The sequence below is a fragment of the Hansschlegelia beijingensis genome (assembly GCF_045505405.1).
GTDB classification, from domain to species: Bacteria; Pseudomonadota; Alphaproteobacteria; order Rhizobiales; family Methylopilaceae; genus Methylopila; species Methylopila beijingensis_A.
Genome location: NZ_JBJKEX010000184.1, coordinates 1 through 6,067, shown reverse-complemented (window position 1 = coordinate 6,067; position 6,067 = coordinate 1). Strand labels below are relative to the sequence as shown.

Genomic DNA, 6,067 nt, shown 5'->3' with positions numbered 1-6,067 from the left:
CCGCGGCCGGCGTGCTGGGCGGCTCCGCGCAGATCTCCGGCGCCCCGATCGCGGCCTACTGGCTGGCGGGGCCGGGCGAACGCGGGATCATCCGCGCCAACATGATCGCGGTTTTCGCGCTGGTGTCGTTCGTGACCTTCGGGTCGCTGCTGTGGGCAGGCCTCGTGACCACCGAGGTGCTGTGGCTCTGCCTCTGGCTCGGCCCGGCCTACGGGATCGGCATCTTTCTCGGCGCGCGCCGCTTCCTCGGCGCGACCGAGGCCGGCTACCGGCGCGCCGCCTATGCGGTGATCCTGCTCGCGGCCGCGCTGTCCGCCCCGGTGTGGGACGCAGCGTGGCGCTGAGCGGCCGCGGTCAGCCGAGCTTGGCCATCACCTCGTCGGAGATCTCGTAATTGCCGTGCACGTTCTGGACGTCGTCGTCCTCGTCCAGCGCGTCGAGCAGCTTCATCAGCGAGGCGGCCTTGTCCTCGTCGAGGGCGGTCGTCACGGTCGGCCGCCACACCGCCTTGGCGCTGTCCGCCGGGCCGAGCTTCGCCTCCAGGCTCTTCGAGACCTCGTTCAGGTCCTCGAAGGCGCAGGTGACGACGTGGTTCTCCGCGTCCGACTGGACGTCCTCGGCGCCGGCCTCGATCGCCGCCTCCAGCACGTCGTCGGCCGAACCCGCCTTGGCCGGATAGACGATCTCGCCGACGCGGTTGAACATGAAGCCGACCGAGCCGGTCTCGCCGAGCGCGCCGCCGGACTTGGTGAAGTAGGAGCGCACCGCCGACGCGGTGCGGTTGCGGTTGTCGGTCAGCGCCTCGACGATGATCGCCACGCCGCCCGGCCCGTAGCCCTCGTAGCGGACTTCCTCGTAGTTCTCGCTGTCGCCGCCGGACGCCTTGTTGATGGCGCGCTGGATGTTGTCCTTCGGCATGGACTGCGCCTTGGCGGCGTTGATCGCGAGCCGCAGGCGGGGGTTCATGTCGGGGTCGGGAAGACCGGCCTTGGCCGCGACCGTGATCTCGCGCGCAAGCTTTGAGAACAGCTTCGCCCGGACCGCGTCCTGGCGGCCCTTGCGGTGCATGATGTTCTTGAACTGCGAATGCCCGGCCAAGGGTCGCCTCCGAGATGTGAGGACGTCCCGGGTCGCCGGCGAGGCGGGCGCGGCGGACGTCCGACGCTTGAGGAAAGCGGCCTTATAGGGCCGGGCCGGGCCGAAAGGAAGACGAAGCGTCCGCGACTGCGCGAGCGCGGCCACGAGTTCGCGCCGACCGATCCACGCCACCCGCGCATTGCATCGCAGCAAGGACGCTCCTTCTGGGATGCCAGCGGCGGGCCTTCGTCGAATTGAACGATAGCGTTTGCCTATCGTTGCGGACGCCGGCCTTGATCATGATCTTCGATCAAGCGATCGGCCTCCGGCATCTTCCAACGCTTCCAAAATGCTGCTTTTCTATTGAACATCAGCGCATTCGGACGTAGATGGCGAGGGCGGGCCGGGGCCGGTCCTGCGCTTCTTTCCAATAGGTAAACACTATGGCGAACGTCGCGCCGCCTCTCAAGAAGTCCCACGCCGCCGGCGGCTGGGGCGCTCTTCGCAATTGCGGAAAGCACCTGCTGAAGAGCGGCTCCGCGCTGACCGGCGCGATGACGTTACTCAAGGCCAACCAATCCGACGGCTTCGACTGTCCGGGCTGCGCCTGGGGGGATCCGGAGCACGGCTCGTCCTTCGAGTTCTGCGAGAACGGCGTGAAGGCGGTCTCGTGGGAGGCCACCGCCCGCCGCGCCACGCCGGCCTTCTTCGCCCAGCACACCGTGAGCGAGCTGCGCGGCTGGACCGACTACGCCCTCGAGAATGTCGGCCGGCTGACCGAGCCGATGCGCTACGACGCGACGACCGACCGCTACCTGCCGGTGTCGTGGGACGAGGCCTTCGCCGAGATCGGCGCCGAGCTGCGCGCCCTCAACTCGCCGGACGAGGCCGAGTTCTACACCTCCGGCCGCGCCTCGAACGAGGCGGCCTTCCTCTACCAGCTGTTCGCCCGCGCCTACGGGACCAACAATTTCCCGGACTGCTCGAACATGTGCCACGAGGCTTCGGGCGTCGGGCTGACGCAGTCGCTGGGGGTCGGCAAGGGCACCGTGCTGCTCGAGGATTTCGAGCGCGCCGACGCGATCATCGTCATCGGCCAGAACCCCGGCACCAACCATCCGCGGATGCTGGGCGATCTGCGCCGGGCCGCGCAGCGGGGCGCCAAGGTCGCGGTGCTCAACCCGGTCCGCGAGCGCGGGCTCGAGCGCTTCGCGGATCCGCAGGCCAAGATCGAGATGCTGCGCGGCGGCTCCACCTCGATCGCGACGCATTACTTCCAGCCGAAGCTCGGCGGCGACATGGCCGCGATCCGCGGCGTCGCCAAGATCGTCTTCATGCGCGACGCCGAGGCGCGCGCGGCCGGCGAGCCCGGCCTGCTGGACGACGCCTTCATCGCGCAGCACACCACCGGCCTCGACGCCTGGCGGGCCGAAGTCGAGGCCACGTCGTGGGGCCAGATCGAGGACCAGTCGGGCCTCACCTTCGACGAGATCCAGACGCTCGCCGAGGTCTATCTCGGCGCCGAGCGGGTGATCGCCACCTGGGCGATGGGCGTCACCCAGCACCGCCATTCGGTGATCACGGTGCGGGAGATCACCAACCTGCTGCTGCTGCGCGGCCATGTCGGCCGCGAGGGCGCCGGCCTCTGCCCGGTGCGCGGCCACTCCAACGTGCAGGGCGACCGCACGGTCGGCATCAACGAGAACGCCCCGGAGTGGTTTCTGGCCGCGCTGGAGCGCGAGTTCGGCGTCGCGGTCCCGCGCAAGCCCGGCCACAACGTGCTGCACGCGATCCACGCCATGACCGAGGGCCGCGCCCGCGCCTTCATCGGCCTCGGCGGCAATTTCGCCCGCGCCACCCCGGACACCGCGCTTGTCGCCGAGGCCCTGAGGCGGTGCCGGCTGACGGTGCAGATCGCCACCAAGCCCAACCTCGGCCACATGGCGGTCGGCGAGGTCGCCTTCCTGCTGCCCTGCCTCGGCCGCACGGAGATCGACCGCGACGCGGCCGGCAAGTCGCAGATCGTGACCGTCGAGGATTCGATGAGCATGGTCCACGGCTCGGGCGGCATCAACAAGCCGGCCTCGCCGCATCTGAAGTCCGAGATCGCGATCATCGCCGGCATGGCGGCCGCGACCGTGGGCTCGGAGCGGATCGACTGGGCCGGGTTCGCGGCCGACTACGACCGGATCCGCGACGCGATCGCCCGGGTGATTCCCGGCTTCGAGGATTACAATGTCCGCGTCCGCAGGCCGCGCGGCTTCCGCCTCCGCAACGCCGCCGCCGAGCGCGAATGGAACACGCCCTCCGGAAAGGCGGAGTTCTCGGCGGCGCCCCTGCCCGCCGAGATCGAGCACCAGCAGGCGCGGCGCCGGAAGAGCGCCTACGTGCTGCAGACCTTCCGCAGCCACGACCAGTACAACACCACGATCTACGGCATGGATGACCGCTACCGCGGCGTCTACGGCGAGCGCCGCGTGGTGTTCGCGCATCCGGACGACATCGCCGCGATGGGCGCGACGCCCAATGCGCGGGTCGACGTCGTGGGACTGCACGAGGACGGCCGGACCCGGGTGGCGGAGGATTTCCGCCTCGTAGCCTACGACATCCCGCGCGGCTGCGTCGCGGGCTACTACCCCGAGCTCAACGCCGTGGTGCCGTTCTCCGAGGCCGGCGACCTCAGCGACACGCCGCTGTCGAAATCCGTGATGGTGACTTTCCGCCCGCGCGAGGCCGCCTGATGGCGGCGGAGGTTCCCGACGCGGGCGCCTTCATGGCGGCTGTGGAATCGCTGGTCGGGCGGGCGCCGGAGCTGTCGCCGCTCGACGCTGGCCTCTTGGCCGCGCTGCGCATGGGGGTGGCGGGCGACACGCGGGCCTTCGCCAGGGTGTTCGGCGTCCCGCACGCGCTGGTGCTGCGCGCCACGAGTGAGCTTGCAGACGAGTTCGGACTGGTCGCTGTGACGGGCCGCGATCCGCGCACGCAGCGCACGCGGCTCGAACTCACCGACGCCGGCGCGCGTCTCCTCGAGGGAGCGGCGCTCGCGGCATAGGCCGTCCCGCCCTCAGGCGGACTGCTTCGCCTTCGCGGCGGTCTTGGTCGTGCTCTTGGCCGGGCTTTTGGCGGCGGCGCGACGCGGGGCCGGCGGCGGGGCGAGCCTTGCGGCCTCCTCGTCAGCGGCCTCCTTGGCGAGGCGCGCCGTGCGCAGCCGTTCGGTCTTGGCGTCACGCTCCGCGCGCTCGCGGTCGATGATCTCACGGGCGGCGCGCGTGGTGGCGTCGCCCTTCACCTCGCCGCGGGATGGCTTGAACAACGTCTCCTTGGACATTTTCTGCATGCCGGCCAACTCCGCTCGAGAAATGAAAAAGGCCGGGTCGGAGACCCGGCCTTCGAAGCGTTGATCGGCCGCGGGAGCGCCATCGCGTCCCCCACGACAATCAGGCCTTACGCGGCCTGCAGGTTCTCGGCGGCGCTCTTCCCGGAGCGCTTGTCCTGCACGATCTCGAAGCTGACCTTCTGGCCTTCGACGAGGGTGTGGAGGCCCGAACGCTCAACGGCCGAGATGTGCACGAACACGTCGGTCGAGCCGCCGTCCGGCTGAATGAAGCCGTAGCCCTTCTGGACGTTGAAAAACTTCACGGTTCCGGTGGTCATGACGATTTTCCTTCTAAAATCGACGCGGATTTACTCCGCCGGAGTTAAACCCGACGGCGCTGAAACATCGATATTGAGAGGAAGTTCGCCGCCGCGCAGAGGCGCTCAACAACATCCAACGGACAAGATCGACGATGAATACATACCGCGTGGCGGGGGTGTTGGCAAGCCGGCGGACCATCGGGCGCTGGTCCGGCGGCCGAGCGCATCGCGCGTCCTCAGCTTTCCCAGAACTCCGGCAGCGCTTCGCTGAGCACGCCGCCCACGCGCACCGGCGCGACCCTGGCGGCGCGGCCCCTGCCGTCGATCTCGACCGCCAGCCCCGACAGCGTCGCCTCGCCGTCGGCGGGTTCGAACCGGCCCGCCGAGAGCTTGGTCAGAAAGCGGTGGATCGGCTCGTCCTTCCGCATGCCGAGCACGCTGTCATAGTCGCCGCACATGCCGGCGTCGGACATGAAGGCGGTGCCGCCCGGAAGAATCCTGTGGTCGGAGGTCGGCGCGTGGGTGTGGGTGCCGACCACCACGCTCGCGCGGCCGTCGAGGAAATGCCCGAAGGCCTGCTTCTCGCTGGTCGCCTCGGCGTGGAAGTCGACGATCACGGCGTCCGCCCCGAGACCCAGCGGGCAGGCCTCCAGCTCGGCGTCGATCGCGCGGAACGGATCGTTCAGCGCCTGCCCCATGAACACGTTGCCCATGACGTTGACGACGAGCACGCGGGCGCCGTCGCGGGCCTCCACGATCGTGGCGCCGCGGCCGGGCGTGCCGGGCGGGAAGTTCACCGGGCGAACGAGGCGCTCGGCGCGCTCCGAGAACACCAGAGCCTCGCGCTGGTCGAAGGAGTGGTTGCCGAGCGTGACCGCGTCCGCGCCGGCGTTCAGCAGATCCTCGTAGATCTGCTCGGTGATGCCGAAGCCGCCGGCGGCGTTCTCGCCATTGATCACCACGAGATCGAGCGACCAGCGCTCGCGCAGCGCCGGCAGCCGCTCGGCGACCGCATTGCGGCCGGCGCGTCCGACCACGTCGCCCAGGAACAGAAAGCGCATCAGATGTCGGCTCCGGCCGTCGGGCGGAAGCCGAGCTCGGTCAGCACGCCGTCGAGCGGCGCGTCATGGTCGAGCGTCGGCACGGCCTCGACCTCCTGCGCCGCGAAGGCGAGGCCGACGGCGACCACACGCTGCTTCGCGCGCAGCTGTTCGAGCGTGCGGTCGTAGAAGCCGCCGCCATAGCCGAGGCGGCCCCCGAGGATGACGGCGAAGAGGATGGAGACCCCGTGACGGGGGACGCTCACCGTGATGCGCCGTCCACCGCGCTCTATGACGATGCGCTCGTCGGTAAC

7 protein-coding genes and 1 pseudogene are annotated in these 6,067 nt (G+C 69.8%); 3 read left to right on the top strand and 5 right to left on the bottom strand.

Annotation, left to right across the window (positions count from 1 at the left end):
* Positions 1-344 (top strand): annotated as a pseudogene (locus ACIKT0_RS11775) (sulfite exporter TauE/SafE family protein); the annotation flags it as partial.
* A gap of 10 nt (positions 345-354) precedes the next feature.
* Here the strand turns inward: ACIKT0_RS11775 and ACIKT0_RS11770 are convergent.
* Entirely contained in the window at positions 355-1,098 is a 744-nt protein-coding gene (locus ACIKT0_RS11770) for a YebC/PmpR family DNA-binding transcriptional regulator (protein ID WP_407105526.1), read from the bottom strand.
* 422 nt (positions 1,099-1,520) lie between these two features.
* On the opposite strand from ACIKT0_RS11770, the gene ACIKT0_RS11765 reads away from it, so the two are divergent.
* Together ACIKT0_RS11765 and ACIKT0_RS11760 are read left to right on the top strand one after the other, a co-directional pair.
* Positions 1,521-3,818 (top strand): FdhF/YdeP family oxidoreductase, encoded by a 2,298-nt coding sequence (locus ACIKT0_RS11765; RefSeq protein ID WP_407105524.1) that lies wholly within the window; start codon positions 1,521-1,523, stop codon positions 3,816-3,818.
* Positions 3,818-4,129 (top strand): hypothetical protein, encoded by a 312-nt coding sequence (locus tag ACIKT0_RS11760; protein WP_407105523.1) that lies wholly within the window; start codon positions 3,818-3,820, stop codon positions 4,127-4,129. The genes ACIKT0_RS11765 and ACIKT0_RS11760 overlap by 1 nt, the downstream gene beginning before the upstream one ends.
* A 12-nt stretch (positions 4,130-4,141) precedes the next feature.
* Here ACIKT0_RS11760 and ACIKT0_RS11755 read toward each other — a convergent pair whose 3' ends face one another.
* The 4 genes from ACIKT0_RS11755 to ACIKT0_RS11740 all read right to left on the bottom strand — a co-directional run.
* The gene (locus ACIKT0_RS11755; protein ID WP_183393367.1) at positions 4,142-4,414 is read right to left on the bottom strand and encodes a hypothetical protein; all 273 of its coding nucleotides are present in this window, start codon (positions 4,412-4,414) and stop codon (positions 4,142-4,144) included.
* Between the two features lie 107 nt (positions 4,415-4,521).
* Positions 4,522-4,731: a cold-shock protein gene (locus ACIKT0_RS11750; protein WP_183393366.1), complete on the bottom strand. Its 210-nt coding sequence runs from the start codon at positions 4,729-4,731 to the stop codon at positions 4,522-4,524.
* A gap of 218 nt (positions 4,732-4,949) precedes the next feature.
* Positions 4,950-5,774 (bottom strand): TIGR00282 family metallophosphoesterase, encoded by an 825-nt coding sequence (locus tag ACIKT0_RS11745; RefSeq protein WP_407105522.1) that lies wholly within the window; start codon positions 5,772-5,774, stop codon positions 4,950-4,952.
* The coding region (locus ACIKT0_RS11740; RefSeq protein WP_407105521.1) for a 5-formyltetrahydrofolate cyclo-ligase at positions 5,774-6,067 on the bottom strand (294 nt) is incomplete at its 5' end. The genes ACIKT0_RS11740 and ACIKT0_RS11745, both read right to left, overlap by 1 nt.

Excerpts from the sequence above, each read along its gene's own strand:
- ACIKT0_RS11760 (WP_407105523.1), top strand. The coding sequence starts at position 3,818 with ATGGCGGCGGAGGTTCCCGACGCGGGCGCCTTCATGGCGGCTGTGGAA.
- ACIKT0_RS11750 (WP_183393366.1), bottom strand. The coding sequence starts at position 4,731 with ATGACCACCGGAACCGTGAAGTTTTTCAACGTCCAGAAGGGCTACGGC.
- ACIKT0_RS11765 (WP_407105524.1), top strand. The coding sequence starts at position 1,521 with ATGGCGAACGTCGCGCCGCCTCTCAAGAAGTCCCACGCCGCCGGCGGC.
- ACIKT0_RS11755 (WP_183393367.1), bottom strand. The coding sequence starts at position 4,414 with ATGCAGAAAATGTCCAAGGAGACGTTGTTCAAGCCATCCCGCGGCGAG.
- ACIKT0_RS11745 (WP_407105522.1), bottom strand. The coding sequence starts at position 5,774 with ATGCGCTTTCTGTTCCTGGGCGACGTGGTCGGACGCGCCGGCCGCAAT.